Origin of the sequence: uncultured Nevskia sp. (assembly GCF_903885465.1) — a bacterium.
Taxonomy (GTDB): Bacteria; Pseudomonadota; Gammaproteobacteria; order Nevskiales; family Nevskiaceae; genus Nevskia.
Window position 1 is genome coordinate 1 of record NZ_CAISIQ010000238.1, and the last position, 2,823, is coordinate 2,823.

Here is a 2,823-nt window from a genome sequence, read left to right on the forward strand (position 1 = left end):
GCAGATCTTCCAGCGGCAGGCAGCTGCAGTAACCGTCTTCACCCCGGAGGACGACGAACTCGGCTTCTGCCAGAGGGCGCGCATCGGCCATGACGATCTGCCGATAGAAATCGGCGAAGCGCCAGCCGCTCCAGCGCGCACCGCGGATCGACCAGGTGGTGACGCAGTGGAAATCGCTCTGCTGCTCGATCCTCGGCAAGGCCAGCAGTTGCGCTTCGATCGTCAGCTTGCACTCGACATCACCGGCGACCTGCACGCGGATGCGATCAGGCTCGGCGGGAAAGCGCCGCGCGAACTTGCCGAGACCGAAGCGCGGGAATTGCGGCCGCTCGATCTGGCCTGGTGGTAGCGGTATCGACATCTCTAGCGACCGGTGAAGCGCGGCTTGCGCTTCTCGTTGAATGCGGCCAGACCTTCACGCGCGTCCTCGGTGGAGGCGACCCGCGACAGAGCCTGTGCTTCCATTTCCAGCTGCGTTTCCAGCGGCTGGTCCTGCACCGACAGCAGCAGACGGCGCACTTCGCCGTAAGCCTTGGTCGGGCCAGCAGCGAACTTCAGCGCGATCGCTTCAGCCTGCGCCAGCAACTGATCGGCAGGCACCACTTCATCGACGAGACCGGCCGCGAGCGCGGCTTGCGCATCGAGCGTCTGATTGCGCAGCAGGAAGTTGCGGGCGCGGGCGAGACCCATGCGCCGCGAGAACATCACCGTGGCGCTGGCGTCGGTGCTGTAGCCGATGCCGGTGTAGGCAGCGACCCAGCGCGCGTTGTCGGCACTGACCACGACATCGCAGCCCGCGGCAAACGCGGCCGAACCGCCGGCGCAGACGCCCTGCACGGCGGCCACCATCGGCGCATCCATCCGCTGCAGGCGGGCGATGGCGCTATGGATCGTCGCGGTCATCCGCTTGATTTCGGATGGCAGCTGATCGCCCTGGGCGACGAAGTGCGCGATGTCACCGCCGAAGCCGAAGTTCTTGCCTTCGGCCGTGACCAGCACCACTCGCACATCGCTGCGGCAGGACAGTTCGATGGCGCGATCGCACATTTCGTCACAGAGCCGGCGGTTGATCGGGTTGCCGTGCTCGGGATCGGTGAAGCGCAGGCGCGCGATGCCGTTCTCGACGGTCAGCGCAGTAGCAGTCGTGGACATGGTCTGGGGACTGGTGGTGATGGAGAGAGTCAGGCAATGGCGCCAGGTCTGATGCGGCCGGCACTGAGCAGCAACAGATGCCGCGCCGCGAAGACGAAGCCGAGTCCGACCAGGACACTGATCGCCGCGGCCGGCTGGGTCTGATCGTAACCAGCGCCGTCGCGATAGAGCACGACGGCGGCCGGAAGACTCACCGGCCCATAGGCCGCGATGGCCGCGAACGGCGCGGCCAGTACGGTGAACCAGCGCGCCGCGCCTTTCAGATGATCGAGACAGTACGAGGCTGCAACGGCCCAGGCGTAGACCGCCGAGATGTTGGTCAGCGCCACCCACAGCGGCAGACCGGCAACTTCGAAGGGGTTGTAGTCGAAGAAGAACCAGACACCGAAATGGATCGCCAGCGCTTCGGCACCCCAGAGCAACAGGAAGATGCCGGCGAAGTCGAGCCAGTAGCGCGTCGCCGAAACGCCGTTCGAAGCACGCCAGATCAGGAATGCAGCAGTCGGCGCGAAGTACAGGATGTAGAAGAACAGCAGCTGCCAGGGCACCGTCACGTCCAGCCCGGTAAGCAGCACATAGGCACCGACCGCGGGATGGTGGGCCTTGACCATAAAGCAGGCGAACGGCTCCATCAGGATGGTCAGCGAAGCCGCCACCAGCATGATCAGCCAGCGATCGTTGCGCTTGGCCGAGAACGCCTGCCAGAACGCGTAGAGACAGAGCAAGGCCACCAGGGTCGCGGTCACGCCGGTGACGATGTCCTGCGCCAGCGCCGGCATCACCGCATCCAGCGGCCGCGCCTCGATACCCAGATATTGGCTGCCCATGATCTCTCCTCGTTTCTGGTTATTGTTTTAGTCCTGCCTTTACCGCTTCGACTCAGCGCCTGCGCGCCTCGCAAGCCTGATGCGCGAAGGTTCGCGGCTCGATACCGGCCTTGAGCTTCCAGTCTTCGCCAAATTCCTCGACGGCGTGCAGCGGCTGGATCGGCACCTGATCGAGATGCTTCAGACGCTCGCCCAGTGCTGCGAGGTAACCGACGCGCGCCTGATCATCCTCGTAACGAACCGACCAGGTCACGAACGGCTCCAGCACCTCGAAGCCGACATAGGCCAAGGTGCCGTACTGCAGATGCCAGAGGATGGCATCGAGATGGCCCATCACCCCGCCCTCGGCGACCATGCCCGGGAAGCAGCCGGTGGTCGTCGACACCATCGCCCGCTTGCCGCGCATGCCGCCCTTGTTGAAGCGGCCAAACTGGCCGTACATGAGGCCGTTGGCGAACACCCGATCGAACCAGCCCTTCATGATCGCCGGCACCGAATACCACCAGAGCGGGAACTGCAGGATCAGCAAGTCGCACCACTGGACCTTGTCGATCTCGGCAGCGATGTCATCGCTGAAGCTGCCGGCCGCGACGGCGGCCTTCTGCTCGCGGTCGTACTGCAGATGGCCTTCGAAACGGCGCGCCTTGAAGTCGGCCTCCGAGGCGACCGGATTGAAGCCCATCGCGTAGAGATCCGAGACCTGCACTTGGTGACCCTCGGCTTCAAGCGTCTCCACCGCAGTGCGCAGCAGCGCACCGTTGAACGAAGTGGGTTGCGAATGGGCGTAGACGATCAGGACTTTCATGCGTGGCTGGCGAGTGGCGAATTCAGGGGGACGAGGGCA

General features: G+C 64.6%; 4 protein-coding genes. All 4 read right to left on the reverse strand.

Going from position 1 to position 2,823, the window contains the following annotated elements:
* On the reverse strand, nucleotides 1-361 hold a 361-nt coding region (locus QZY06_RS08855; protein WP_295683015.1), incomplete at its 3' end, for a molybdopterin-dependent oxidoreductase.
* A gap of 2 nt (nucleotides 362-363) precedes the next feature.
* The gene (locus QZY06_RS08860; RefSeq protein ID WP_295683017.1) at nucleotides 364-1,152 is read right to left on the reverse strand and encodes an enoyl-CoA hydratase-related protein; all 789 of its coding nucleotides are present in this window, start codon (nucleotides 1,150-1,152) and stop codon (nucleotides 364-366) included.
* Nucleotides 1,153-1,181: 29 nt separating this feature from the next.
* A complete protein-coding gene (locus QZY06_RS08865) occupies nucleotides 1,182-1,979 on the reverse strand; it encodes a hypothetical protein (RefSeq protein ID WP_295683021.1) in 798 nt (265 codons plus the stop codon).
* 52 nt (nucleotides 1,980-2,031) lie between these two features.
* The coding region (locus tag QZY06_RS08870; RefSeq protein WP_295683023.1) for an NAD(P)H-dependent oxidoreductase at nucleotides 2,032-2,823 on the reverse strand (792 nt) is incomplete at its 5' end.

Bases quoted from the DNA above. Each gene is read 5' to 3' on its own strand.
- QZY06_RS08860 (WP_295683017.1), bottom strand. From the start codon at position 1,152: ATGTCCACGACTGCTACTGCGCTGACCGTCGAGAACGGCATCGCGCGC.
- QZY06_RS08865 (WP_295683021.1), bottom strand. From the start codon at position 1,979: ATGGGCAGCCAATATCTGGGTATCGAGGCGCGGCCGCTGGATGCGGTG.